The 24,840-nt window shown below is 73.4% G+C and carries 21 protein-coding genes and 1 pseudogene; 12 read left to right on the forward strand and 10 right to left on the reverse strand.

The features are described 5' to 3' along the window. Window positions 1-119 precede the first annotated feature (119 nt). A complete protein-coding gene (locus MXD57_RS03095; protein WP_250399739.1) occupies window positions 120-1,244 on the forward strand; it encodes a glycosyltransferase 87 family protein in 1,125 nt (374 codons plus the stop codon). On the opposite strand, the gene MXD57_RS03100 is transcribed toward MXD57_RS03095, so the two are convergent. Beyond that, window positions 1,196-2,845 (reverse strand): DNA repair helicase XPB, encoded by a 1,650-nt coding sequence (locus tag MXD57_RS03100; RefSeq protein WP_250399692.1) that lies wholly within the window; start codon window positions 2,843-2,845, stop codon window positions 1,196-1,198. The genes MXD57_RS03095 and MXD57_RS03100 overlap by 49 nt on opposite strands. Window positions 2,846-2,994: 149 nt before the next feature. Here MXD57_RS03100 and MXD57_RS03105 point away from each other — a divergent pair, with 149 nt between their 5' ends. Continuing rightward, complete coding sequence (locus MXD57_RS03105) at window positions 2,995-3,564, forward strand: hypothetical protein (RefSeq protein WP_250399693.1); 570 nt, start codon at window positions 2,995-2,997, stop codon at window positions 3,562-3,564. A 61-nt stretch (window positions 3,565-3,625) separates the two neighbouring features. Here the strand turns inward: MXD57_RS03105 and MXD57_RS03110 are convergent, their stop codons facing one another. Next, on the reverse strand, window positions 3,626-6,157 hold the full coding sequence (locus MXD57_RS03110; RefSeq protein ID WP_250399694.1) for a helicase C-terminal domain-containing protein: 2,532 nt from the start codon (window positions 6,155-6,157) through the stop codon (window positions 3,626-3,628). 123 nt (window positions 6,158-6,280) lie between these two features. Between MXD57_RS03110 and MXD57_RS03115 the strand changes: the two genes are divergently transcribed. After that, window positions 6,281-7,264 carry a hypothetical protein gene (locus tag MXD57_RS03115; protein ID WP_250399695.1) on the forward strand — a complete coding sequence of 328 codons (984 nt, stop codon included), beginning with the start codon at window positions 6,281-6,283 and terminating at the stop codon, window positions 7,262-7,264. Between the two features lie 193 nt (window positions 7,265-7,457). Beyond that, entirely contained in the window at window positions 7,458-8,096 is a 639-nt protein-coding gene (locus MXD57_RS03120; RefSeq protein WP_250399696.1) for an HAD family hydrolase, read from the forward strand. Here the strand turns inward: MXD57_RS03120 and MXD57_RS03125 are convergent. Further along, entirely contained in the window at window positions 8,060-8,323 is a 264-nt protein-coding gene (locus tag MXD57_RS03125; protein ID WP_250399697.1) for a hypothetical protein, read from the reverse strand. The two genes, MXD57_RS03120 and MXD57_RS03125, sit on opposite strands and share 37 nt — an antisense overlap. A 762-nt stretch (window positions 8,324-9,085) precedes the next feature. Between MXD57_RS03125 and MXD57_RS31450 the strand changes: the two genes are divergently transcribed. Continuing rightward, a complete protein-coding gene (locus tag MXD57_RS31450) occupies window positions 9,086-9,469 on the forward strand; it encodes a cold-shock protein (protein ID WP_284505005.1) in 384 nt (127 codons plus the stop codon). A gap of 59 nt (window positions 9,470-9,528) precedes the next feature. Here MXD57_RS31450 and MXD57_RS03135 read toward each other — a convergent pair whose 3' ends face one another. From MXD57_RS03135 to MXD57_RS03150, 4 genes are all read right to left on the reverse strand, one after another. After that, window positions 9,529-10,404: a 1,4-dihydroxy-6-naphthoate synthase gene (locus tag MXD57_RS03135; protein WP_250399698.1), complete on the reverse strand. Its 876-nt coding sequence runs from the start codon at window positions 10,402-10,404 to the stop codon at window positions 9,529-9,531. Continuing rightward, window positions 10,394-11,143 (reverse strand): futalosine hydrolase, encoded by a 750-nt coding sequence (locus tag MXD57_RS03140; protein ID WP_250399699.1) that lies wholly within the window; start codon window positions 11,141-11,143, stop codon window positions 10,394-10,396. The genes MXD57_RS03135 and MXD57_RS03140 overlap by 11 nt, the downstream gene beginning before the upstream one ends. Further along, the gene (locus MXD57_RS03145) at window positions 11,113-11,613 is read right to left on the reverse strand and encodes a DUF2771 domain-containing protein (protein ID WP_250399700.1); all 501 of its coding nucleotides are present in this window, start codon (window positions 11,611-11,613) and stop codon (window positions 11,113-11,115) included. Before MXD57_RS03145 ends, MXD57_RS03140 begins: the two co-directional genes overlap by 31 nt. A gap of 62 nt (window positions 11,614-11,675) precedes the next feature. Beyond that, window positions 11,676-13,079, reverse strand: a complete 1,404-nt coding sequence (locus MXD57_RS03150) for an MFS transporter (RefSeq protein WP_250399701.1) — start codon at window positions 13,077-13,079, stop codon at window positions 11,676-11,678. Window positions 13,080-13,484: 405 nt separating this feature from the next. Here MXD57_RS03150 and MXD57_RS03155 point away from each other — a divergent pair, with 405 nt between their 5' ends. Both MXD57_RS03155 and MXD57_RS03160 read left to right on the forward strand, forming a co-directional pair. Beyond that, window positions 13,485-14,411, forward strand: a complete 927-nt coding sequence (locus MXD57_RS03155) for a DUF3027 domain-containing protein (protein ID WP_250399702.1) — start codon at window positions 13,485-13,487, stop codon at window positions 14,409-14,411. Window positions 14,412-14,422: 11 nt separating this feature from the next. After that, window positions 14,423-14,893, forward strand: coding sequence for a DUF3592 domain-containing protein (locus tag MXD57_RS03160; protein ID WP_250399703.1), 471 nt, complete (start codon window positions 14,423-14,425; stop codon window positions 14,891-14,893). Between the two features lie 25 nt (window positions 14,894-14,918). Here the strand turns inward: MXD57_RS03160 and MXD57_RS03165 are convergent, their stop codons facing one another. Then, a complete protein-coding gene (locus MXD57_RS03165; RefSeq protein ID WP_250399704.1) occupies window positions 14,919-15,818 on the reverse strand; it encodes a helix-turn-helix domain-containing protein in 900 nt (299 codons plus the stop codon). Between the two features lie 155 nt (window positions 15,819-15,973). Beyond that, window positions 15,974-16,501, reverse strand: coding sequence for an ATP-binding protein (locus MXD57_RS03170; RefSeq protein WP_250399705.1), 528 nt, complete (start codon window positions 16,499-16,501; stop codon window positions 15,974-15,976). Between the two features lie 126 nt (window positions 16,502-16,627). On the opposite strand from MXD57_RS03170, the gene MXD57_RS03175 reads away from it, so the two are divergent. The 5 genes and pseudogenes from MXD57_RS03175 to MXD57_RS03195 all read left to right on the forward strand — a co-directional run. Beyond that, entirely contained in the window at window positions 16,628-17,473 is an 846-nt protein-coding gene (locus MXD57_RS03175; RefSeq protein WP_250399706.1) for a helix-turn-helix domain-containing protein, read from the forward strand. Continuing rightward, window positions 17,470-17,718, forward strand: coding sequence for a DUF397 domain-containing protein (locus tag MXD57_RS03180; protein ID WP_250399707.1), 249 nt, complete (start codon window positions 17,470-17,472; stop codon window positions 17,716-17,718). The genes MXD57_RS03175 and MXD57_RS03180 overlap by 4 nt, the downstream gene beginning before the upstream one ends. A 69-nt stretch (window positions 17,719-17,787) precedes the next feature. Then, complete coding sequence (locus tag MXD57_RS03185; RefSeq protein WP_250399708.1) at window positions 17,788-20,916, forward strand: sacsin N-terminal ATP-binding-like domain-containing protein; 3,129 nt, start codon at window positions 17,788-17,790, stop codon at window positions 20,914-20,916. 145 nt (window positions 20,917-21,061) lie between these two features. Beyond that, window positions 21,062-21,931 (forward strand): hypothetical protein, encoded by an 870-nt coding sequence (locus MXD57_RS03190; RefSeq protein WP_250399709.1) that lies wholly within the window; start codon window positions 21,062-21,064, stop codon window positions 21,929-21,931. A 138-nt stretch (window positions 21,932-22,069) separates the two neighbouring features. Next, window positions 22,070-22,342: pseudogene (locus MXD57_RS03195) on the forward strand (hypothetical protein); the annotation flags it as partial. A 57-nt stretch (window positions 22,343-22,399) separates the two neighbouring features. Here MXD57_RS03195 and MXD57_RS03200 read toward each other — a convergent pair. Further along, window positions 22,400-24,796: an HAD-IC family P-type ATPase gene (locus MXD57_RS03200; RefSeq protein WP_250399710.1), complete on the reverse strand. Its 2,397-nt coding sequence runs from the start codon at window positions 24,794-24,796 to the stop codon at window positions 22,400-22,402. Window positions 24,797-24,840 lie beyond the last annotated feature (44 nt).

The following is a 24,840-nucleotide window of genomic DNA, read 5'->3' on the forward strand; positions in this document are numbered from 1 at the left end:
GGACGGTGAAGCCCCTCCTCCCTGCCCTGCCACCTCGTCTCCTGCCGTTGGCCCCGCCGCTTCTCCTCGCGGTCTCCCTCTGCTCCTTCGCCGCCCTGTGTCTGCTGCAACGCGCTCCGATGGCCGATCTGCTGGTCTACCGGGCCGAGGGTGCCGCCGCCTCCCACGGCGGGGACCTGTACGGCTTCACGGTCACCCCCTGGCGGCTGCCGGCGACCTATCCGCCCTTCGCGGCGGCGCTGTTCGTCCCGACGACCTGGATCGCGGTACCGGCTCTGAAGGCGGCCTTCCTCACGGGCAACGTGCTCCTGCTCGCCGGCCTCGTCTCCCTCTCCGCCCGCCTCGCCTCCCACCCCCTGCCCGCGCCGGACGCCCTGCCCCCGCCCCGTACGCGGACGCCCGCCCCCGTGCACCGGTGGCCCCTGCCCCCGGCCCGTCTCTGCACGGCCACCGCCCTGGCCCTCTGGCTCGAACCGGTCTTCCAGACCCTCCTGTTCGGCCAGATCAATCTCGCCGTCACCTGCCTGGTGCTGTGGGACCTGACCCGCCCCCCGGGCGCCCGGGGGAAGGGCCTGGCCCTGGGCCTGGCGACCGGCGTCAAACTCACCCCGGCGATCTTCATCGCCTACCTGCTGCTGAGGGGCCGCACCCGGGAGGCGGCCACGGCGGCGGCGGCCTTCACCGCCACCGTCCTGCTCGGCGCCCTGCTGCTTCCCGCCGCGAGCGCCGAGTTCTGGACGCGGCGACTGTACGAGACCGGCCGGGTGGGCAAGGCGTGGATCGTGGACAACCAGTCCCTGCAGGGGCTGGTCGCCCGCGCACTGCACGACCCGGCGCCGGGGGCCTGCTGGGTCCTCACGGCGGCGGCCGCGGGCGCGGCCGGGCTCTGCCTGGCGGCCCGGGCCCGGCAGGACCGCCACGGCATCCTGCTGACCGCGTGCACGGCCCTGCTGGTCTCCCCGATCAGTTGGTCCCACCACTGGGTGTGGTGCGTGCCGCTGCTCGCGGTGCTGCTGGCCGACGGCCGTCCGCGGCTCGCGGCCGCGACGGCGGCCGTCTTCACCGCCCGCACGCTCTGGCTGGTCCCCCACCAGGGCGACGGCGACCTGCGCCTGCCCTGGTGGCAGCAGCCTCTGGCCTCGCCCTATCCGCTGCTGGGGCTCGCACTACTGGCGGGCGCGGCGCTCACCGCCGCTCAGCCGGTGCCCTCGGCCAGGATCTCGTCGGCGTCCACGATCCGGTAGGAGTAGCCCTGTTCCGCCAGGAACCGCTGGCGGTGGGCGGCGAAGTCCTGGTCGATGGTGTCGCGGGCGACGACCGAGTAGAAGTGGGCCTGGTGGCCGTCGGCCTTGGGACGCAGGACGCGGCCGAGGCGCTGGGCCTCCTCCTGGCGGGAGCCGAAGGTGCCGGACACCTGGACGGCGACGGTGGCCTCGGGCAGGTCGATGGAGAAGTTGGCGACCTTGGAGACGACCAGCACGCTGATCTCACCCTCGCGGAAGGCGTCGAAGAGCTTCTCGCGCTGGGCGTTGGAGGTCTCCCCCTTGATGACCGGGGCGCCCAGGTGCTCGCCCAGCTCGTCGAGCTGGTCGATGTACTGGCCGATCACGAGGATCTGCTGCCCGGCGAAACGGCGCACGATCGCCTCCGTGACCCTCCGCTTGGTCGCGGTGGTGGCGCAGAAGCGGTACTTCTCCTCCGTCTCGGCGGTCGCGTACGCCAGCCGCTCGGAGTCGGTCAGGTTGACGCGGACCTCGACGCAGTCGGCCGGCGCGATGTAGCCCTGCGCCTCGATCTCCTTCCAGGGGGCGTCGAACCGCTTGGGCCCGATGAGGGAGAACACGTCCGACTCGCGGCCGTCCTCGCGCACCAGGGTCGCGGTGAGCCCCAGTCGCCGGCGCGCCTGGAGATCGGCGGTGAACTTGAAGACCGGGGCGGGCAGCAGATGCACCTCGTCGTAGACGATGAGCCCCCAGTCCCGGGAGTCGAAGAGCTCCAGGTGCGGGTAGACGCCCTTCCGCCGGGTCGTCAGCACCTGGTAGGTGGCGATGGTGACCGGGCGGATCTCCTTCCTCGTCCCGCTGTACTCGCCGATCTCGTCCTCGGTCAGCGAGGTCCGCTTCACCAGCTCGTGCTTCCACTGCCGGGCCGAGACGGTGTTGGTGACCAGGATCAGGGTGGTGGACTTGGCCTGCGCCATCGATCCGGCGCCGACCAGGGTCTTCCCGGCGCCGCAGGGCAGCACGACCACACCGCTGCCGCCGTGCCAGAAGTTCTCCACCGCCTGCTTCTGGTACGGGCGCAGCGCCCAGCCGTCCTGCCGCAGCTCGATCGGGTGCGCCTCGCCGTCCACGTATCCGGCGAGGTCCTCGGCCGGCCAGCCCAGCTTCAGCAGGGTCTGCTTGATCTGGCCGCGCTCGGAGGGGTGCACGACCACGCTGTCCGGGTCGATGCGCGCGCCGACCAGCGGGGTGATCCGCCTGGACTTCAGCACCTCCTCCAGCACCGGGCGGTCGGTCGTGGTGAGCACGAGTCCGTGCGCGGGGTGCTTGGTGAGGGTGAGACGGCCGTACCGGTCCATCGTCTCGGCGATGTCCACGAGCAGCGCGTGCGGCACCGGGTAGCGGCTGTACTCCACCAGCGCGTCCACGACCTGCTCGGCGTCGTGCCCGGCGGCCCGCGCGTTCCACAGGCCGAGCGGGGTGAGCCGGTAGGTGTGGATGTGCTCGGGGGCCCGCTCCAGCTCGGCGAAGGGCGCGATGGCCCGACGGCACTCGTCGGCCCGCTCGTGGTCGACTTCCAGGAGCAGGGTTTTGTCCGACTGGACGATAAGCGGTCCGTTCACCTACGCACATCCCTTCCGTACGGCCAAACGTCCAGTGTGCCCTACTGGCGGGTGATCCTGGCGGGGCCGCCTGCAACCCCCGGTACCCGCCGTGGGTCTTCACCTGCGGGTGCGGCGCGGCGGCGCGGCCCGGTGAGGAGGTCGGGACGATGACTGCGGGCAGGTGGGGGACCGGTCTGGCGGCCACGGGCGTGCTGGTGGCGACCGGGATGTGGGCGATGGGGCCCGGCGCCGACGGCGAGCACGGGCGGGCGGGCGTCGACGAACACCTCTGGAGCGGGGTGCGGCCGGTGATCGAGGCCCGGCTGGTGGCCGATTCCCGGGGCGGCGGGTACGGGGAGGCGGTGCCCGGGCTCAGGGCGCGGTGGTTCTGCCGGGCGCAGGCACAGGACCTCGAGGAACACGACGGCCTGGTACGGGCGGGCGTGAGCACGCTGTGCCTGGAGTACGGGGTGCGGGCGGGAGCGCTGCTGGAGTGCGGCGGCGCCCGGGGCCCCCGGGTGCTGCGGCTGCGGCGGGACGCGGGCGCGACCGGCGGCTACCGCGTGGTGTCGACGCAGCGCCCGCCCGACGGCGCGGAGTACGGCCGGTGGGTGGACGCCCACTTCGCCCGCCGGGCCGCCGCCGACGGCGGTGACCCGATGCAGGACACCGCCCTGGAAGCCACCGCCCGCGACCACTTCGGCCTGCCCGCGGGCGCTCCCGTCCGGGCCTGCTGACCGGCCGGCGGGCGCTCCGCGGCGCGACGCCCGGCGGGCGGGGAACGGCCGCCCGCCGGGCCTACTCCTCCAGTTCGGCGACCCCCGTGATGCGGTGCAGCGGATAGGTCCTCACCTCGTCGGCCGTGTGGTCGTACGCCGTGACGAAGCCGCCCTCGACCCGGATCGGGGCGATCACCCGCTGGCTGGCGCTGCCCTCGGCGTTGACGTAGCCGATCCACAGGGCCTCACCGGTCAGAACCGCGGCCTGCACGGTGGCCAGGGTCTCGGCGGAGCCGGTGCGCGGCAGTTCGCCCGGGGCCGGAGCGGCACCGGTGGCCTTGCGCGGCGCCGTGGCCGCCAGGTCACCCGCCCGGATGGCCCGGATCGCCGCCGAGAGCAGCGTGGCGTCGGGCGGCGGTGGACCGTCCGGCACCGGTTCGGGCGCGCCGCGCGGCGGGGTGCGGTGGGCGTGGGCGCGGGCGATGAGCACGTCGCCCTCGGCGGACTCCGCCGCCGGCGCGTACCCCATGGCGCGCAGCCCCTCCAGCAGCGTGGCCGGGTCCGCCTGGGTGGCGAGGACGGTCGGCGCCAGCCGGCGCAGCCGCAGGGCGGCCGACCGCTTGTCGGCGAGGATCTCGTTCAGCAGCGCGTCGTCGTCGCAGCGCACGTACGCGGAGGCCGCGCCCACCCGGAGGTGACCGTGCCTGCGGGCCACGTCGTCGATGAGATAGGCCAGCGGCTGCGGCACCGGTGTTCTGGAGTGCGCGGCGAGGAAGGCGTGCAGGTCGGTGGCGGTCCGCCCGGCGTCGAGTGCGCGGCGGACGGAGGCCGGGGTGAAGCGGTAGACGGTCGCCCCGCCCTTGGACTCGACGTCCGCGAGGACCCCGAGCGCCTCGGCGAGCGGCCGCCGCAGCGGGCCCGGTGCCACCGCCGTCAGGTCGGCCTGGAGCAGCACGTGGTCCAGGGGTTCGGGCAGCAGCGGCGCGAGGAGCCGGGCGGCGGCGCCGGTGGCGACGGCCTGCTCGGCGGCGGTCAGCGGCTCGGCCGGGGCGGCCGCGCGGTGGTGGACGGGCAGCTTGTCACCGGGACCGCGGTCCTCCGCCGCGGCCGCCGTCTGCTCGGCCGCGCCCGCCCCCAGCAGCGCCCGGCCGTGCCCGGACAGCGCACCACGCCCGGTGATCCCGAGGAGTTCCGCCTCCGCCAGGGTCCAGCGGGCGAGCCGGGACCGCGGATCCTCCGCGTCGTCCGGCCGGGGACCGCGCAGCGGCCGCTCCCAGCGCAGCCGGGCCAGGACCGGCTCGGCCGCCGGCGCCGCGCCCGCCGGGAGCCCGGCCAGCAGGGTCAGCACCCGGTGCCGTACCTCGGGCGCGGCGGACCGGTCGAGCCCCGGGCCCAGCGCCGACAACGTACGGTCCTTGGCGTCCCGTCCGCCGATCAGACCCGGCGTCCGGGTGGCCCTCAGCCAGGCCTGGGCCAGCCGGGCCCAGCGTTCGGCGGGAGGCTGCTCCAGCCAGTCGTCGTGGGCGGGCGTGGCCGCGTACCGCTCGTCGGCCTCGCCGTCGGAGGCGAGCAGCCCGGCCGCGTAGGCCAGCTCGATCCAGAAGGCGGCGACCGGTTCGGACACGTCGAGGACGACGGCGGTCCGCTTCAGGTCCCGCACGCTCAGGCCGCCCGCCCGCAGCACGGCGGGCCCGCCCTCGTCCCACTCCTTCAGCAGTTCCTCGACGGTGGCCACAGCGGTGTACGCCTGCCCGGCCGCGGTGGCGTCCACCACCTGCGCACCGTGCGTGGCGACGGGCTCCAGCGCGGGCGGCCGCGGCTCGGGCGCGCGGTGGGCGCGGCCCTCGCGCAGGTGCAGCGCCACCTCGCGGGGCAGCACCACGGTGCCGGGCGCGGTCGGCAGCAGCAGACCGCGGTCCAGCAGCCAGCGCAGATGCGCCGCCGGGTCCGGCGTGACCTGCCCGTACGGCGGCCCCCACACCAGCCTGGACAGCACCTCCAGGGAGGCGTCCGGCGCCTGGGCGAGCAGCTTGGCCATCTTCCGGCGGTCGGTGAACAGGGCGGTCAGCGCGGTCACCGCGGAGACCGAGTCGTGTGTGGAGGGCAGTCCGGCGCGGGCGACGATCTCCTGGATCCGCCCCGGCGACATGCCCGAGGTGGCCTCCTGCACACTCGGGCCGAGTCCGGTGGGGGAGGGGTGCTGCGCGGAGGGCGCCAGCAGTTCCTGAGCGGTGCGCACCAGCCGCAGCCGGTCGTCGTCGCCCCACACCAGCGCCTGTTCGCGCAGGACGGCGACGGCGCGGGGCAGCGCGGCGGCCACGGCCGCGTCGCCCGCGTCCCCCGCCATCAGGCCGAGCAGCGTCCCGTACGACGCCGGGTCCGGGGCCACCGCCAGCGCCTCCGCCGTCTGCAGGGCGAACCGGTCCAGGCGTTCCAGCGCCCGCAGCACCGAGGCGCGGGTGCCGGCGCGGGTCGCGAGCTGGGTGAGGTCGGTGGGGACGGGGGTGATGAGATCGGGGCGGCTGCGCAGCAGCGCGGCCAGCGAGGCGTCGTCCCTCATGCGGAGCGATTCGGCGAGGGAACGGGGGGCTGGGTTGGCCTCGGGGCTCATCTGACCCACGTTAGCGGGTGCCGTGCCGCACGCCGGACGGGCTGTTCGACGCCGGTCTGCGCTACCTTCCTCAACGGGTTTCATCGGCAAGGGGTTTCATCGGCGTCGCCCCGGAGGGGTTCCGTGGGGATCGAGAGCGATCAGGTCGTCTACGAGTATCTGAGCCGCGTCGGGGACGTGGCTCAGCAGAGGCAGTTGCCGTCGTCCACCCGGATGCGGCTGGTGTCGCGACTGCGCGACGAGATCGACCGGCACCGCGCCAGGACGGCGGTGGACAGCCCGGCCGCCGTGCGCCGCATCCTGGACCGGCTCGGCACACCGGACGAGGTGGTCGAGGCCGCGGGCGGCACCGCGGCGGCCCCGCAGCCGCCGGTCACCGCCGTGCCCGAGCAGCGCGAGCCGGAGCCGGAGGAACGGCCCAAGGGGCTGCGCCGGGTCGTACCGCGCCCGCGCCCCGCCGAACCGGAGCGGCCCGCGCCGCGCACCGGCGCCTCACCGCCGCACCTGGCCGCCGCGCACGAGCTCGGGGACAGCGCGGCGCGGCTCGACTGGTGGCAGGTCAAGGACAGCCCGTTCGGCACCGCGGCGGGTGACGCGGTGCCGGGTTTCGTGGGCGGTGTGGAGATCCCGGACCTGCTCAAACGCCCCCCGAAGGACCCCGAGGAGACGGACCGGCCCGCCCCGGACGAGCCGGAGGAGGCGCGGGAGGCGGTCGACGGGGCCCCGGCCCCCGCGCGCCGCCGCCTCCTCGCGCTCGCCCGCCCGGCCGCCGGCTGGACCAACCCGCTCCTGCTGCTGGCCGCCGCCGCGCTGGTCGCGGGCGCCGTGCTCGGCAACTGGTTCGCCCTGCTCCTGGGCTGGCTGATCGCCTACGGCTCCCGGCGCCTGACCCCGGCCGAGTCCAAGTGGGCGGTGCTGGTCCTGCCCGGTTCGGCGGCGGTGGCGGGCCTGGTCTGGCTGTGGGGCAGGAACACCGGTCGCTGGGGCGACCCCATCGCCCGGGGCCACATGAACGACGCGCTCACCGAGACCTGGCCCTGGGTGGTCCGGGGCGCGGCGGTGGCCTCCGCCCTCTACCTGGTCTGGCGCTCCCAGCGGTCCCGCTGAGACAGGGGCCGCGCACCCGAGTCCACCGCGACGGGTCCCGCATCCGCCGGCGGCGGAGGAGGCGTTCAGCGGCGCCACCCGCGCCCGGCCACGCGACCCGCACGGGTGGTGTGCCCCGGGACCCGGGACCCGGCCGGGGCCGGTTGCCCGCTACACGTACCCGCCTCCGACGGGCCCCGCCCGCCCGGGCACAATGACGCCCATGACCCTCACCGTCGGCTTCGACCTGGACATGACCCTCATCGACTCCCGCCCCGGCATCCGCGCCTGCTACCTCGCGCTGTCGGAGCGGACGGGCACGTACATCGACGCCGACCTCGCGGTGACCCGGCTGGGCCCGCCCCTCGCGGAGGAGCTGGTCAACTGGTTCCCCGCGGAGCAGGTCGCCGCGGTGGCCGACCTGTACCGGGAGATGTACCCGACGACCGCGATCACCACGACCCCCGCGATGGCCGGGGCCCGGCAGGCGATGGAGGCGGTGCGCGCGGCGGGCGGGCGGACGGTGGTGGTCACGGCGAAGTACGAGCCGAACGCCAGGCTGCACCTCGACCACCTGGGCCTGGAACCGGACGTGGTGGTCGGCGGCCTGTGGGCGGAGCAGAAGGCGTCGGCCCTGCGCGAGCACGGCGCGCGCGTGTACGTCGGCGACCACGTGGGTGACGTCCGCGGCGCCCGTACGGCGGGCGCGCTGTCCGTGGCCGTGGCCACCGGGCCCTGTGACGGGGACGAGCTGCGGGCCGCCGGGGCGGACGTCGTGCTCGACGACCTCGCCGCGTTCCCGTCGTGGCTGGCCGGCTATCGCGCGGCGCCCGGCGCCGCCTTCCTGGCCTGACGCCGCCCGGCGGCCACCGAGCGCAGTATCCCCGCGCCGGCGATCAGGAAGCCGACGGCCATGAGCATGCTCAGGCCGAACATGAACGTCGGGAAGGGCTTGGTGCCGAGGAGCAGCGGGGCCACGGTGACGAGGGTGGCCAGCGCTCCGACGAAGAACACGACGGCACCGGCGCGGATCAGTCGGTCACCGGGCCCGGCGGAATTCGGTTGGGTTCTCTCACGCACCGGACCAGGGTAGTTCCCGGCGCGAGAGATCGGCCGCGGGGCGCCTCGGCACCCGCCCGAAGACCGTCGCCCCGGTTGCAGGGGGATGGCCGACCGTGCTCCGCCCACCGGCTGCCGCGTCAAGGCCGTGGACGGTGGCAGGAGGAGGTTTCTGGACATTCACCGGGGACTCCGCGGAGGCTCAAGGGGGGAAAGGCCGTAACGTGCCGGGGTGCCGGGGCTGCCCCCAATCGAGGAAATGCGCCACGGATGAAGTATCGACAATTCTGAAAGCATTCGAAGCGACATGAAAGAAAGAGGTGCAAAGAAATGGCGGTGGGTCGGCCCGGCCGTGTCCGGCTGCTGCCGTAGCGGGGCCGGATCGGAAGTCGGCGCACCCATCACTTACGGCGCACCCGCGCCGCTGTCGCCACCGGCCGGCAGGACCGAAAGCCGGCGGAACGAAATCGCGACCGCCCGCGAGGAGTTGCCGCGGCCCGCGGCCGGCGATCGAGCCAAGCTGACGGCGGATGAGCTGCGGCGGATCGTGGGCCGTCTCGCCACGGGCCCGACGGAGGTCCCGCACATGGCCCAGGGTTGGGGGCGGAGGGTCCGCGTCGGCCGGCCGTCACACTTCTCCCGCCACTTTGAGCCCCCGTCGCCACAGGCATGCGCTCATAGCCGTTTTAAGGCGTATCCGGGTGGAGAGACCCCCGGTAGGCTGTCGCGACGGCAGTTCAAGGGCGTCCGGCCAGTCCGGGACGGATCGAGGGAGTGTGTGCTTTGCCGACTGGCAAGGTCAAGTGGTTCAACAGTGAGAAGGGCTTCGGCTTTCTCTCCCGCGACGACGGCGGCGACGTCTTCGTCCATTCCTCGGTCCTTCCCGCCGGAGTGGATGTGCTCAAGCCGGGACAGCGCGTGGAGTTCGGTGTCGTCGCCGGTCAGCGCGGCGACCAGGCGCTTTCGGTGACCGTGCTCGACCCGGCGCCCTCGGTCGCGGCGGCCCAGCGCAAGAAGCCCGACGAGCTGGCCTCGATCGTGCAGGACCTGACGACCCTCCTCGAGAACATCACGCCGGGCCTGGAGCGGGGCCGCTACCCGGAGAAGACCTCCGGCAAGAAGATCGCCGGCCTGCTGCGCGCGGTCGCCGACCAGCTCGACGTCTGACCCCGGCCTCGGGGTCTTTCGTTCGAATCACGCCAGGCGGAATCCGAACCGAAGGGCCCTCAGGGGAAGCTGAGCGCGTCCGGACCGAGGGGCGGTACGAGCCCCTCGGCCGCCGCCCGGGTGAGCAGCCCGCGGACCGCCGCGTAGCCGTCCTCGCCGAGGGCGGCGGTGAACTCGTTCACGTACAGCCCGATGTGCTGGTCCGCGACGGCCGGGTCCATCTCCTGGGCGTGCTCCATCACGTACGGCCGGGACGCCTGCGGGTCGTCCCAGGCGGCCTGCACGGAGGCGCGCACGGACTCGGCGAGCCTGCCCAGCGTCTCCGCGCCCAGCGAGCGCTTGGCGATGATCGCGCCCAGTGGGATCGGCAGCCCGGTCGTGCGCTCCCAGTGCTCACCCATGTCGGCCACCTTGCGCAGCCCGTAGTTCTGGTAGGTGAAGCGCGCCTCGTGGATGACGAGTCCGGCGTCGACCTTGCCGTCCCGCACGGCCGGCATGATCTCGTGGAACGGCATGACGACGATCTCGCCCACACCGCCGGGCAGGGTGTCCGCGGCCCACAGCCGGAACAGCAGGTAGGCGGTGGACCTCTCGCTGGGCACCGCGACCGTGCGGCCCGACAGGTCCCCACCGCCGAAGGCGTGGGAGGTGTCCCCGGCATCCGCCTCGCGGGTCAGCACCAGTGGTCCGCAGCCCCGGCCCAGCGCGCCGCCGCACGGCAGCAGCGCGTACTCGTCGAGGACGTACGGCAGCACCGCGTACGACACCTTCAGCACGTCGAACTCGCCGCGTTCGGCCATGCCGTTGGTGATGTCGATGTCGGCGAAGGTCACGTCCAGCGCGGGTGCGCCGGGGACGCGGCCGTGCGCGAGGGCGTCGAAGACGAAGGTGTCGTTCGGGCAGGGCGAGTAGGCGATCTGCAGCTCAGCGGTCATGAGGGTTCCAACTCTCCAGTACGGGCGTGAGCTTCCCGAAGCCCTCGGTGAGGGCGGTGAGGGCCTCGCCGATGCGCCAGGCGGCGCGGTCGCGCGGGCCGACCGGGTTGGACACCGCGCGGATCTCCAGCACGGGAACGCCGTGCGCGGCGGCCGCCTCGGCCACGCCGAACCCCTCCATGCCCTCGGCGAGGGCGTGCGGATGACGGGTGCGCAGCTCGGCGGCGCGGGCGGCGGTGCCGGTCACGGTGGAGACGGTGAGGATGGTGCCGGTGTGCGCGCCGGTGGCGCGCGAGATTCCTCGTACGAGTGATTCCGGCGGCCGGTGGGTGACGGTTCCGAAACCGAGTTCGGTGACCGGGAGGAAGCCGTCCGCGGTCCGGGCGCCCAGATCGGCCACCGTGATCGCGTCGGCGACGACGAGTGAGCCGAGCGGCGCCTCGGGCGGGAAGCCGCCGCCGATCCCGGCGGAGATCACGAGGTCGTACGGCCTCCCGGTGAGCGCGGCCGCGGTGAGCGCGGTGGCCGTGGAGGCGGCGGCGAGCGCCGGTCCGACTCCGGCCGCCAGCAGGTCGTGGCCGCCGCGGACCCGGACGAGACCGGCGCCCGGCAGCCGGACCGCCACCGCCTCGCCGGGGAACGCGCCCGCCACCGCGTCCCGTTCGGCCGGGACGGCGGTGGCGACGAGGATGCGTGCGGAAGGCGTGGTCAGCCCGCCTTCTTCACCTTGAAGGACCACAGTCCCTTGGGCGGGTTGGCGCCCATCTGCACGGACACGGTGTTGGTGTCGCCCTGGGTGCCGTACTGCTGGTTGAAGAACGCGTTGTACGGGAGCGTACGGGTGGTCAGGTGGCTGGACTCGGAGAACGGGTTGCCGTTCACCAGGATCGTCCAGCCGGCGTCCGCGATCTTCGGGTCGACGCCGAAGCGGACCTCCTGGTCCTGGCCCACCTTGATGGACTTGATGTCCTTGGCGTTCTTCGCGCACTTCGCCACCGACTTGGCGTCCAGCGCCTTGCCGTCGTTGTAGCAGAGCGCCTCCGCGTTGACCGAGTCCCGGCCAACGGTGACGGTCGCGACGGGCGTCGGCTTGTCGCAGGCCGACAGGACGAGCAGTCCGGCGGTAACGGCGCCGGCGGCGGCGACGGCGCGGCGGCGTCGCACAGCACGTGTTACATCAGCGGCTTCGCCGCGGGGCAGCGTGGTCATGGCCGAAGGCTATCGGGCGCCTGTGGCCGTCCGCCCACGTGGGGTACGGCGTGCCCGGTTCGTTACGCCACTCGCGCCCTGGCCCGGCCGCCGTGCCGGGCCGAGGCGAGCAGCCCGCGCAACGTGCCCAGCCAGCCGGTGGCCACGAACGCCGCGGCCACCGCGAGGCCCAGGGTGCCGTTGAGCGGCATCACGATGCCGACCGCGCCGCCGAACACCCACGCCATCTGCAGCAGCGTCTCGGACCGGGCGAACGCCGAGGTGCGCACCTGCTCCGGCACGTCCCGCTGGATCAGCGCGTCCAGCGACAGCTTGGCCAGCGCCTGGGCGAACCCGGCGACGGCGGCGAGGCAGGCCACGAGCAGCGCCCCGAAGAACACGGCGGCCACGACGGCCGTGCCGAGCGCCACCGCGACGACCGTCACGATGATGATCTCCGGCGCTCTCGACTTCAGCCAGGAGCCCACCGCGGTGCCGAGCGCGTTCCCCGCCCCGGCCGAGACGCCGACGATCCCCAGCGAGACCGCCGCGCTCTCGCCGGTCAGCGGGTGCTCGCGCAGCAGGAAGGCGAGGAAGAAGATCAGGAACCCGGACAGGCAGCGCAGCGCCGCGTTGGCGGCGAGGGCGTGTGTGACGGCGGGCCCGACGGTCCGCAGCCCCGGCCGTTTGGCCTGCTGCTTGCGTCGCGGCCCGTGCAGATGCTGTTCGTCGGCCGCGAGCAGCGCCACGCCCTCGCCCTTGGCGGAGTCGACCTTGGGGGGCAGGGAGAAGGACAGGAACGTACCCGCGATGAAGATCACGAACGCGCCGTACAGCGGCCAGGGGTCACCGAGGGCGTGCAGGCCCGCCCCGATCGGCGCGGCCACCCCGGTGGCCAGCAGCCCGGCCAGGGTGACCCGGGAGTTCGCCTTCACCAGGGAGAAGGCGGGCGGCAGCAGCCGGGGCACGACCGCGCTGCGGACCACTCCGTAGGCCTTGGAGGCGACGAGCACCCCCAGCGCCGCGGGATACAGCTCCAGGCTTCCGCTCGCCACGGCTCCCGAGATGATCAGCGCCAGCAGGGCCCGGGCCAGCATCGCCCCGGCCATCGCGGCCCGCCGCCCGTGCGGCAGCCGGTCCAGCAGGGGGCCGACGACGGGCGCCAGCACGGTGAACGGGGCCATGGTGATGGCCAGGTAGAGCGCGACACGACCGCGGGCCTCGTCGGTCGGCACCGAGAAGAACACGGTCGACGCGAGCGCGACCGTGATCATGACGTCCCCGGCGCCGTTCACCGCGTGCAGCTCGATCAGCTTGCCGAGCCCCGACTCACCGGCGCCGTGCGCGTGCGTGACCTTGCGGATGCCGCGCGCCGTGCCGGTCACGGGGAGGTGCAGGGCACGGCCGACCGCGCGGACGGCACCGCCGACCCGGCCCGAACCGCCACCGCGAACACTGCTCCTGTCCGTGGCTGCCACGTCGTTCATAGTGCCCCGAGACCCCGCCCGATAGTGCGGTTTGAATTCAAGCGAGTCGGCCGGCCACCCGGTGCCGGCCCCGCTCGCCACCCGATCACCCCATGCCGGACACCGACTCCCGGAAACTCCCGGACCGGTCGTTTTTCGGTCAACCGGGCCGTTCGGCGGGGACGGATCTCGGCCAACCGGCGCGCACGGCCGGTCGGGAAACATCGCCGGGCAGCGGCGGACTGTCCCCGACCACCGGCGACCGGGTAGCGTGCGTATCTCAGCCATAACGCAGAATGGATGGCAGAGGTGCGCCCGAGCGCGATCGGATGCGGACGTCGATGCGGCCCCCAGGTCCGCTCCGTCCCCCCAACCGCCGGAGGCAGCCGCACTCATTGCAGACGGCGTAGGAGAGAAGCGATACCTGTGAGCGCAGCGACAACGCGAAGCCGCACCCCCGACCGTCTGTGTGCCGAGGCCGTCGACCTCGCCCGCGCCGCCGCCGAGGAGGCCGCCGCACCCGGAGTGGTGGGTGAGCACGTCGGTCTGGTGTCGGAGGGTGACCGCGTTGTCACACACCTCTTCGAGTGCAAGGAGATGGGCTACCGGGGCTGGCGCTGGGCCGCGACGGTCGCCCGCGCCTCCCGTGCCAAGATCGTGACCTTGGACGAGGTGGTCCTGCTCCCCGGCCCCGACGCCCTCCTCGCCCCCGAGTGGGTGCCGTGGAGCGAGCGTCTGCGCCCGGGCGACCTCGGCCCCGGCGACCTGCTCCCCACCGACCAGGAGGACCTGCGCCTGGAGCCCGGTTTCACGGGCGAGGAGGAGCCCGCGCCGAACTCGGTCGTGTCCGGGGAGATGGCGGAACTGGCGGAGGCCGAGGACGCGGAGGTCTCTCCCGGTGCCCCGGCCGTCCAGTCCACGGTGCCCGCCCGCGGCTCGATCGCCTCGGTGGCGGAAGAGCTGGGCATGCGGCGGGCGCGGGTCCTCTCCCGCTACGGCCTGCATGTCGCGGCGGACCGCTGGGAGGAGTCGTTCGGCGCCCAGACCCCGATGGCCCAGGCGGCCCCCGCGACCTGCCTGAGCTGCGGTTTCCTCACCCCGATCGGCGGTTCGCTCGGCCAGGCCTTCGGTGTCTGCGCGAACGAGTTCTCCCCGGCCGACGGCCGTGTGGTCTCCCTGTCCTACGGCTGCGGCGGCCACTCCGAGGCGGCCGTCATGCCGAAGGCACCGCAGCCGCCCCCGCCGGTCGTGGACGAGACCCGGGTCGACGTCTTCCCGCTCCGCCCGGCCCGCGACTCGGGCTCGGTGCCGGAGGCGGGCGACGCGGAGACCGCGGAACTCGGCCACAGCTGAGGGCGGGCGTCGTGCGGGTGGGGGTGCACGGGCGCGTCGCCCGGTGGGTCACGTTCGGGGCGATCGCGCTCGGCTCGCTCTTCCTGCTCGTCGGGCTGATCCTCACGGGTGTGTCGGTCTCGTTCCTGTCGGACGCGAAGCACGCCCCGGGCACGGTGGTCGCGCTGGAGTGGCGCGAGGACCACGGCGGCGGGTCCCGCAGGAAGCGGGCGCACGACGGACCGGTGGCGTACCCGGTGGTCGCGTTCACCTCGGCGGACGGCGAGCACCGGACGTTCCGCGGTTCCTTCGGCTCCGATCCGCCGTCGTACGAGACCGGCGAGCACGTCGAGGTCCTCTACGACGCCGACTCCCCCGGCGACGCGCGGATCAAGGGCTTCGCCTCGCTGTGGCTGCTGCCGCTGATCTTCGGCGGCATCGGGCTGGTCTTCGCGGGGGTCGGCACGACCGTCGCCCTGGTGACCCGGCGCCGCTCCCGCTGAACCGCCGCGGCGCGCCCGGCGCGGATCAGGTCCTCCGACGAGGGTCGTCGCGCTCACGCTGGGCGGCCTGCGGAGGAGTGGGGCGGCAGGCGGAGCAGAGTCCCGGGTCCGGGGAGCGGAAGGCGCGGTCGCACCCTTCGCAGTTCTGGAGCGGGTGCCGGACCGCCGGTGGGGGCGCCGGGGCGCGGAACGGGGGCGGTGCGGGCAACCCGGCCGCCAGCCGGTGGGCCAGCAGGGCCGCGGGGCGGCACAGGGGCTCGTCCGGCAGATTCGTGGTCAGCGCGTGCCGTACGGCCGAGGGTGTCGCCTCGCGCTCCAGCCAGGCGGCGACTCCCGGCGCCAGATGGGCGGTGTCCCGGGCCGACAGCAGCAGGCGGAAGTCGTGCCGGCGGAGTTCCGCGAGCAGGTCCGTGGCCTGCCGGACGAGGGCGGGGGAGGGCCGGGCGGGGCCCGGTACGGGCGGCAGCGCCCTGTGCACGGCCTTCTTCTTCCTCGGTGGTGACGCCTTCCGGGACGGTGGCGCCGAGGAGGTGTCCCCGGTGAGACCCGGCTGGTTGCAGGAGACCGTGCGCGTGACGATACGGCCGTCGGACCCGCGCTTGCGCTCGCGCCGCAGGTATCCGTGGGCCTCCAGCTCCCGCAGCGCGGCGGCGATCCGGACCGCCCCCTCGGGGAAGCGGGCGGTCAGGGTCCGGATGTCCACGCGGGAGCCCGCCGGCAGCGACTGGATGTGCACCCCGAGCCCGATGGCGAGACCGGACATCCGCGGATGCTGGGCCAGGTGGTTGCCGATCACCGTGAAGCGGGTGGAGTGGCGGGTGTTGTCATGGATCAGCCCGCCGGCGGCCGACCGCCGGTTCGGGTGGTTCTTGGCGACAACTCGGGACTGGGCGCGCAGGGGCGCGCTACGGTTCTCGGTATCCATCGGGAAGGTGTTGTTCCTTGGTGGTCAGGCCCTCGATCGGGATCGCTAGTCCCGGCCGGGGGCCGTTATTTTTGCCGGTTCACCAAATGCGTCGTGCTTGCTGCGCCGAGCGTAGAGCGATCAACCGGGCGCCACGCCAGCCGTGTTGGCGATGTTCACCCTGGCGAGTGAGCGTGCGCCGTCGTGGGCGGGAGGGGTGGGGCTTGGTCGGGTTCTTTCCCACCCGTGGTCCTTGGACAAAGAGCGCCACTCGGACCGGAGCACGGGTTCCCGGGTCGCGGTGGCAGGGTGACCTCCGCCCACACGGTCTTGCGGGGCGCCGGTCCCGGCGTGACGCCCCAGCGGTCGGCCAGCGCGTCGACCAGCAGTAACCCGCGCCCGGACGTGCTCTCCGGGTCCCCGTCCCCGACGTGGGGGAGCCGGTCGCCGCGGGTGTCCGTCACCTCGATCCGCAGGACGTCCGCGACGACGTAGAGCGTGAGCCGGAAGTCCCGGCCCGTCACCCGCCCGTGCGTGGCCGCGTTCGCCGCCAGCTCGGCCACGATCAGCACCGCCGGATCCAACGGCGCCCCCCAGGAGCCGAGTTGCTCCGAGGCGAGCAGCCGGGCCAGACGGGCACCGCGCGGTGTGGGGGAGAGTCGCACGCCGAAGTTCGGGATGCGGGTGGAGATTTGCTGGTTCACGCCACTGAGCGTGACGGCGCGCGCCTACCGTGAACAGTGACGATGCCGGTACGTAGGGTCACTGTCCGGGCCTGTCCGGTGGTGTCCGGTCTGTCGGGACGGCGGGGACGGGAAGGGGAGCGCGCCATGGGCGAGGAAGCGGAACCGGGCTGGGAGGCCGACCCGGACGACGACTGGGGAGTCGCCGTCATCACCACCGTGGGACGCCAGCTCCGGCTGCGCCGCGAGGCGGTGGGCATGCGCGCCGCCGAGTTCGGCAGGGTCGTGGGCTACGGCGAGGACCTGGTCCACAAGGTCGAGGGCGGCAAGCGGATCCCGCGCCCGGAGTTCCTGGACAAGGCGGACGAGGTGCTGAGCGCGGGTGGGCTGCTGGCCGCGATGAAGGAGGACGTGGCCAAGGTCCGGTACCCGAAGCGGGTGCGGGAGCTGGCCGACATGGAGGCGAAGGCAGTCGAGTACGGGGCGTACGTCGGGCTGAGCGTCCATGGCTTGTTGCAGATCCCGGAGCATGCTCGCGCGCTGTTCGAGGTGTCGCAGTCCGCCTATACGGAGGATCAGTCGGAGAGCCTGGTATCCGCTCGCATGGCACGGAAATCGATCTTCGACCGCTCTCCGGCGCCGGCGCTCAGCTTCGTCCAGGAGGAGGTGACGCTGCGCCGCAAGGTGGGAGGCACAATGGTGTGGCGCCAACAGCTCGAACACCTACTGGGTGTCGCCCAGCTCCGTAACGTCACACTGCAGGTGATGCCGACCGACTCAGGGGCTCACCCGGGGTTGAGCGGCAAGATCGAGGTGCTGAAGTTCGGAGACGGTACGGCACTGGGACGCTCCGAAGGGGCGTACAACGGCCGTCCGACCACCGACCCGAGACATCTCCGCATTCTTGAGCTGCGGTACAGCACCATTCGGGCTCAGGCTCTCTCCCCACGGGAGTCGGCAGCCTTCATCGAGCGCTTGCTGGGAGAGGCATGATCCGCGAGTTGGTCTGGTTCAAGAGCAGTCACAGTGACGGCCCCGAGGGCGACTCCTGCGTCGAAGTGGCCCTCGACTGGTTCAAGAGCAGCTACAGCAGCAGCAGCGAAGCCGACTCCTGCGTCGAAGTCGCCCCCACCCCCGCCACCATCCACATACGAGACTCCAAGCAGACCGACGGCCCCCTGCTGACCGTCGCCCCCGCCACCTGGGCGACCTTCGTCGCATACGCCTCCCACCACTGACCCCGGGGCCGGACGGCCACCCGCTCACGGGGCTGTACCTTCGTCCTCACGCAGACGAGGAGAGTGAACGTGAGCAAGTACGTGCGGCCGGCGACCGAGGGCGCCGACCCCTTCGGCACCGCCCGTCTTCGCCGCGGTGTCCTCGACGCCTGGGCCACCAGCCCCGCCCGGTTCCGCGAGGACGCCAACGCCGAGGAGGACCTGGTCCTCGGCGGCTACCGGGACCGGCTCGTCATCGAGCTGGCCCAGAACGCCGCCGACGCCGCCGCCCGGGCGAAGGTGCCGGGGCGGCTGCGCCTCACTCTGCGCGACGGTGTCCTGGTCGCCGCGAACACCGGCGCCGGCCTGGACGCGGCCGGTGTCGAGTCGCTGTCCACCCTGCGGGCGTCCGCCAAGCGGGGCGCCGATGACACCCGCGGCGCCGTCGGCCGGTTCGGCGTGGGCTTCGCCGCCGTGCTGTCCGTCACCGACGAGCCGGCGATCGTCGGCCGGCACGGCGGGGTCCGCTGGTCGCTGGCCGAGGCCCGGTCGCTGGCCGCCGACACCGCCCGGCACAGCCCCGGACTCGGGGACGAGGTCCGGCGCCGGGACGGACACGTGCCGCTGCTGCGGCTCCCGTTCGCCGCCGAGGGCTCCGCCCCGGACCCCTACGACACCGCCGTCATCCTGCCGTTGCGCGACACGGCCGCGGCCGACCTCGCCGAACGCCTCCTCGACGCCGTGGACGACGCCCTGCTCCTCGCCCTGCCCGGCCTCGACGAGGTCGTGATCGAGGTCGGCGACGGAGCACCGCGCACCCTGCGCCGCCGTACCGAGGACGCCGTCACCGTCGTGGAGGACTCGCGGGACGGCGCCACCCGCTGGCACACCGTCGCCGCGCACGGGCCGCTCACCGCCGAACTGCTCGCCGACCGGCCGGTGGAGGAGCGCCTGCGCCCGCACTGGTCGGTGACCTGGGCGGTACCGGCGGACGACCGGGGCCGCCCGGTCCGGCCGCGCACCGCCGCCGTCGTGCACGCTCCCACCCCCAGCGACGAGCCCCTCGGCGTCCCCGCACTGCTCATCGCGTCCTTCCCGCTGGACACCACCCGCCGGCACGCGGCGCCCGGCCCGCTGACCGACTTCCTGGTGGGGCGGGCGGCGGACGCGTACGCCGAACTGCTCGCCCAGTGGCGCCCGGTGACCGAGGGCGCCATCGACCTGGTGCCCGGACCGCTGGGCAAGGGCGAGCTGGACGGTGCGCTGCGCCAGGCGATCCTGGAGCGGCTGCCGCGCACCGCCTTCCTGCCCCCGGCCGCCGACCACAGGGAGGACGACGACCTCCCCGAGGCGCTGCGGCCGAGGGACGCCGAGATCGTGGAGGGCGCCGGGGCGGACACCGTGCGGGTCCTCGCCGAGGTGCTGCCCACCCTGCTGCCCGCCGGGCTCGAGCGCCGCGTGGAGCTGCGCACCCTGGGGGTCGCCCGGCTGCCCCTCGCCGACGCCGTCGACCGGCTCGCCGGCCTGGAGAAGGACCCCGCGTGGTGGTGGCGGCTCTACGACAGCCTCGCCGGGGTCGACCCCGACCGGCTCTCGGGGCTGCCGGTGCCCCTCGCCGACGGCCGCACCACGCTCGGCCCGCGGCAGGTACTGCTGCCCGGCCCCGACGCCACCGTCCTCGACCCGGACGTGCTCGGCCGGCTCGGTCTTAAGGTCGCGCACCAGGACGCCGCCCACCCGCTGCTGGAGAAGCTGGGCGCGCTGCCCGCGACCCCGCGCGCGGTACTGACCACCCCGCAGGTCCGGGCCGCGGTCGCGGCCTCGCTGGACGACGAGGGCGGGGCGATGTGGGAGGAGGACGCGCCGGACGCGGAGGAACTGGCCGACACGGTCCTCGCGCTCGTCCGCGACGCCGCCCTCGAACCCGGTGACGAGCCCTGGCTGGGCGCGCTCGCGCTGCCCGACGAGGACGGCGAACTCGCCCCGGCGGGCGAACTGGTGCTGTCCGGCAGCCCGTTCGCCCGGGTGATCCGCGAGGACGAGCTGGCCGCCGTCGACCGCGACCTGGCCGAGAAGTGGGGCGAGCAGCCGCTCACCGCCTGCGGCGTGCTCGCGGACTTCGCGCTCGTCCGGGCCACGGACGTCGTCCTCGACCCGGACGAACTGGAGCCCCGCGAGGGCGACTTCGCCGAGCCGGACGACGCCGGTCTGCTGGACGCCGTGGACGTGTGGAGCGAGGACGTGCTCGACCGCTTCCCGGACACACCCGTGCCACCGGTCGCCACCGAGCTGGTCGCCGTCCGTGACCTCGACCTGGTGGACGACGGCCGGTGGCCGCAGGCGCTGGCGCTGCTCGCCCAGCCTCCGCTGCGCGACGCCCTCACCCAGCCGGTGCGCGTCCTGCTGCCCGACGGCACGCACGAGCTGGTGCGCCCGTACACCGCATGGTGGCTGCGCGGGCACCCGGTGCTCGACGGCCGCCGCCCGGCGGGCCTGCTCGCCGCCGGCGGCGACCCGCTCCTGCACGGTCTGTACGAGGAGGCCGACGCGACCGGCTTCGAGGACGAGCAGGTGCTGCGCGCGCTGGGCGTGCGGACCTCCGTCGCCGCCCTGCTCGACGAACCCGGCGGCGCCGCGGAACTCCTGGACCGCCTGTCCGACCCCGAGAGGTCCGTGAGCCCCGTCCAACTGCACGGCCTCTACGGCGCGCTGGCGGAGCTGGACCCGGACCAGGTGACCCTGCCGGACGAGCTGCGGGCGGTCGTGGACGGCCGGACCGAGGTGGTGGACGCGGCCGACGCGGTCGTCGTGGACTCCCCGGACCTGCTGCCCTTCACCTCCGGCGTCCCGCTGCTGCCGGTCCGCCCGGCCCGGGCCGCCGATCTGGCCGAGCTGTTCCAGGTGCGGCGGCTGAGCGAGTCCGTCACCGGATCGGTCGACTCCGAGGGCGCCGAGCACGACGTACCGGACGCGGTGCGGGTGCTGCTCGGGCCGCGCACGCCCGGCACCTATGTGGAGCACGAGGAACTGGTCGTGGACGGCGTCGAGATCGACTGGCGCCTCACCGACGACGGCACGTTGCACGCGGCCACCCTGGAGGGGGTCGCGGCGGGCCTGGCCTGGGCGGCCGGCCAGTGGCCCCGCCGCTTCGAGGTGGCGGCCCTGCTGGAGGACCCGTCGAGGACGGAGGAACTGGCCCGTGACCGCTGGTTCGACTGACGTTCAGCGCTGATTCGTAAGCCGCTCGCAAAATCTTCAGAATTCCTACAACCGTTCCCCTGCGTGGTGGGTCTGATCATCGAGTCGACTGACTCCACGATCATTTGGGCAATTTCGTGCCCACCCTCTCCACACAGGGGAACGCATGCGTATACGTGCCACCGTGGCCGCCGTCACCGGCGCCCTGGCCCTCTCCGCCCTTGTCGTGCCGGCCGCGCAGGCCGCCGACTCCGCGCCGTCGTACCGGGCCGCGGCCGAGAAGGCCCACTCGCACGCCACGTCCGGCAAGAACGCCTTCAGCGCTGCCGCCGCCGACGATCCCGCGGACCTGGGCGTCACCTTCTCGAACCTCAAGATCGCCTCCGCGGTCAAGGTCGGTGTCAGCAACCACGTCACCGCCACGGTCACCTACACGATGACCCACGGCGACAACTACGTCGTCGGCTCCGACGACTTCGACAACGGGCCGTTCATCTACAAGCCGTCCACGGGCGGTTTCCTGATGGGTGAGAACGCGGCCACCTGCTCCGCCACCTCGGCGACGACCGCGAGCTGCAAGGGGCTCGTCGACATCTACCCGGCCGAGGGCGACCTGCTCAACATCGACGCCGGTACGTGGAAGGCCGGCGCGCTGGCCCTGCAGTACAGCACCGGCGACTTCTCCGAGACGGACGGCCTGGGCACCACCAAGGTCCAGCGCTACTCCAAGCTCACCGTCAACGCCTCCCCGGAGCCGGTCACCAAGGGCAAGACCATCACGGTCACCGGCAAGCTCTCCCGGGCCAACTGGGAGGACAACAAGTACCACGGCTACACCAAGCAGTCGGTGAAGCTGCAGTACCGCAAGAAGGGCTCCAGCACCTACACCACGCTGAAGACCATCACGTCCAACTCCACGGGCAACCTGAAGACCACCACCACGGCCAAGGCCGACGGCTACTACCGCTACTCCTTCGCGGGCACCACCACCACCCCGGCGGTCAACGCCGCGGGTGACTACGTCGACGTGAGGTAGACAGCACCGCTCCGGCCCCGGAAACCTGCCGTTTCCGGGGCCGGAACGTTTTCTCTCACTTTTGCCAAGGGATCATCCCACCTGGGTAACGGGGCGGCATTCGGGGCCCAAAATCCGGCCCGAATGCATTCTCGCGACAAGGGCAAGACACTCACCGTCACCGGCAAACTCTCCCGGGCCAACTGGGAGGACCACCGGTACCACGGCTACACCAGCCAGCCGGTCAAGCTCCAGTTCCGCAAGGCGGGCACGAGCACGTACACCACCGCCAAGACGGTCCACTCCGACTCGGCGGGCAACCTGAAGACCACCACGACGGCCCTCTACGACGGATACTGGCGCTTCAGCTTCGCGGGCACCTCGACCACCCCGGCGGTCAGCGCCACGGGTGACTACGTCGACGTGAAGTAGCCCGGCCCGAAAGCGAACGGCCGCGCGACCTGACGTCGTTGCCGAGCTACTTGAACCTCAAGCCGGAAAGCGGCGGCCGACCCATTTCCACAGGAACTCAAGGGCGGCCGCCGCCACCGCCGAGAAGGCCACCGCGGTCCACGGCATGGTGACGCCGACCAGCTTGAGGGCGAAGAAGTCCTGCAGGGCCGGTACGGCGAGGACCAGCAGGAAGGCCGCGCCCATCGCGGCCACCAGGGCGATCCGCCACCACGTGTACGGGCGGGCGATGATCACCAGGACCCACATGGCGATCAGGAACAGCGTCAGGGTGGCCGCGCTGGTCTCCGCCTCCAGGGAGCCCGGGCCGGTGTAGTAGTGCCGGGCCAGCAGGTACGTCGCGAAGGTCGTCGCCCCCGCCACCACACCGCCGGGCACCGCGTACCGCATGACCCTGCGGACGAAGTGCGGGTGCGCCCGCTCCTTGTTGGGGGCCAGGGCCAGGAAGAAGGCCGGGACGCCGATGGTGAGGGTGGACAGCAGGGTCAGGTGACGCGGCAGGAACGGGTACTCCACCTGCCAGCACACCACCAGCAGCGCAAGCAGCACCGAGTACACCGTCTTGACCAGGAACAGCGTCGCCACGCGCGTGATGTTGCCGATCACCCGGCGGCCCTCGGCGACCACCGAGGGCAGCGTGGCGAAGCTGTTGTTCAGCAGCACGATCTGCGCCACCGCCCGGGTCGCCTCCGAGCCCGAGCCCATGGAGACGCCGATGTCCGCGTCCTTCAGGGCCAGCACGTCGTTCACGCCGTCCCCGGTCATCGCGACCGTGTGCCCGCCCGACTGGAGCGCGCCGACCATGTCCCGCTTCTGCTGCGGGGTGACCCGGCCGAAGACGGTCCCCTCGTCCAGGGCCGCCGCCATGCCCCGCCGGTCGGCCGGCAGCCGGCGCGCGTCCACCGCCGTACCGGTCAGCCCCAGTTTGGCCGCGACCGCGCCGACGGACACCGCGTTGTCACCGGAGATGACCTTGGCGTGGACCTGCTGGTCGGCGAAGTAGCGCAGGGTGTCGCCGGCGTCGGGGCGCAGCCGCTGCTCCAGCACGACCAGCGCGGTCGGGCGGGCGCCCCGGGCGGGCTCGGGGTCGTCCAGGTCGCGGGTGGCCCGGGCCAGCAGCAGGACCCGCAGCCCCTGTTCGTTCAGCCGCTCGGTCTCGGACAGGGCGGGGTCGTCCGCGGGGAGCAGTACGTCGGGGGCGCCCAGCAGCCAGGTGCTGGCCTCGCCGTCGCCCTCGCTGAAGGCGGCACCGCTGTACTTGCGGGCGGAGGAGAAGGGCAGCGACTCGACGCAGCGCCACTCCTCGCTGTCCGGATAGGCGTCGATGATCGCCTGGAGCGAGGCGTTGGGGTGCGGGTCGGACTCGCCGAGGGCACCGAGCACCTTGCGCACATACGGCTCGGCGGCCCCGTTCAGCGCCCGCAGCCCGGTCACGTCCATGCCGCCCTCGGTCAGCGTGCCGGTCTTGTCCAGGCAGACGGTGTCCACCCGGGCCAGACCCTCGATCGCGGGCAGTTCCTGCACCAGGCACTGCCGGCGCCCGAGCCGGATGACCCCGATGGCGAAGGCCACGGAGGTGAGCAGCACCAGCCCCTCCGGGACCATCGGGACGATGCCGCCGATCGTGCGGGCGACCGCGTCGTTGAGGTTGTTGTTCTTGACCACCAACTGGGTGATGACCAGGCCGATCGCGGCCGGGACCATCATCCAGGTCACGTACTTGAGGATCGTGGAGATACCGGAGCGCAGCTCGGAGTGGACGAGCGTGAAGCGGGACGCCTCCTCGGCGAGCTGGGCCGCGTACGCCTCCCGGCCCACCTTGGTCGCCCGGAACGCGCCGCCGCCGGCCACGACGAAGCTGCCCGACATGACCTGGTCGCCGGGGCGTTTGAGTACCGGGTCGGCCTCACCGGTGAGCAGTGACTCGTCGATCTCCAGGCCGTCGGCCTCCGCGCACACCCCGTCCACGACGATCTTGTCGCCGGGGCCCGTCTCCACGAGGTCGTCCAGGACGATCTCGTTCGTGGCCACTTCGACGGCGGCCCCGTCGCGGCGGACGGTGGGCCGGGCCTCGCCGATCACGGCGAGCGAGTCCAGGGTCTGCTTGGCCCGCCACTCCTGCACGATGCCGATACCGGTGTTGGCGAGGATCACGAACCCGAAGAGGCTGTCCTGGATCGGCGCGACGACCAGCATGACCAGCCACAGCACGCCGATGATCGCGTTGAACCGGGTGAAGACGTTCGCGCGGACGATCTCGCCCATCGAGCGGCTGCTGCGCACCGGTACGTCGTTGACCTCGCCCCGCGCGACGCGCTCGGCGACCTCGGCCCGGGTCAGTCCCGCCGACCGGCCCCCGGGCAGGGCCACCGGGTGCACCGGGTCGAGTTCGGCCCCCGCGTCGATGTGCGTCATGCATTCGACGTTACGTGCGGATCTGCGGCTTCACCTGCCGAGTG

It is taken from the genome of Streptomyces cellostaticus (assembly GCF_023630175.1).
Taxonomy (GTDB): domain Bacteria; phylum Actinomycetota; class Actinomycetes; order Streptomycetales; family Streptomycetaceae; genus Streptomyces; species Streptomyces cellostaticus_A.